This is a genomic window from Oleiphilus sp. HI0079, from assembly GCF_001635105.1.
Genome location: NZ_LWFT01001386.1, coordinates 1 through 939, shown reverse-complemented (window position 1 = coordinate 939; position 939 = coordinate 1). Strand labels below are relative to the sequence as shown.

Here is a 939-nt window from a genome sequence, read left to right as displayed (position 1 = left end):
GAAGCAATACAACAGGCCCATGACATGTCCCGCCAAACTGCGGAAGATGTTGCAGAACAAGCGATAGACTCCTTCCTCCGTCGACAAAAACGAGAAAGCACCAAGTTCTATGGCTACGCCATGGCGATCAGTATCGGTGTATTCGCAGCAGGCATTGCGGCAATAAGTGGTTTGTTCTAGTAGCTGAGTATTAGCTAGTCTTGCGCGAGTCGATTTTTGAGCCGCGCAAGATCTTCCTTCGTATCGATATCATCCAATTCCTCACCAAGACTCATAGCATGATGTGGCCTCGACGCAATAAAGCGCTTTGCTCCGTCCGTCGTCTGATCTACCGTTCTCAGATGCTCATACCACACATCAAACCGCCGCAACTCGTTGCTTGGAAAGTAAGCGGGCGTTCCGACGCTGCCATCATAAGCGGCGCATGAAATCTCATCTAAAGCTCCCCCTTTTAAGACAAGTCGCAACAAAGAGCTCGCTTGCAACAAAGGCTGATCAATCAAACAAACCACCACGCCGTTCAGCACAAGTCCCGCATTCAACGCATCATGTTGCGCAGCATCAAAACCCACTTTAAGCGATTCTGCCATGCCCCTCTGCCAATGTTCAGCATAGGTAACACGCGACCAATCCTCCATCAAAACATGCGGTAGCAGCTGATCATAGTGTGCCCCCAGCACAAGAACCTTACGCAAAGTAGGAGCGGAGGCTGACATCAATTCGCCGAGCTCCCGGTTTCTCTGCACTGCGTGATCGAGCAATGTTTTATCGCCAAGCAGGGCAAGTTGCTTCGGAGAACCAAATCGTCGAGCCTCACCAGCGGCAAGGACAATAACTGAAACCAAGTTTGAACCCACAATTGTTTACTTTTTGTTCTATTTTAATTGGTTTACCACTAGGTCTCTCGCCTAGGAGCATGTAAAATGCGCGACTCTTAAA

1 protein-coding gene and 1 pseudogene are annotated in these 939 nt (G+C 49.3%); one reads left to right on the top strand and one right to left on the bottom strand.

Translation table 11 applies throughout. From position 1 onward, the window contains the following. Window positions 1-180: pseudogene (locus A3750_RS25515) on the top strand (response regulator); the annotation flags it as partial. A gap of 14 nt (window positions 181-194) precedes the next feature. Here the strand turns inward: A3750_RS25515 and A3750_RS23950 are convergent. Beyond that, window positions 195-857, bottom strand: a complete 663-nt coding sequence (locus A3750_RS23950) for an NTP transferase domain-containing protein (protein ID WP_068451799.1) — start codon at window positions 855-857, stop codon at window positions 195-197. Between the last annotated feature and the right edge of the window lie 82 nt (window positions 858-939).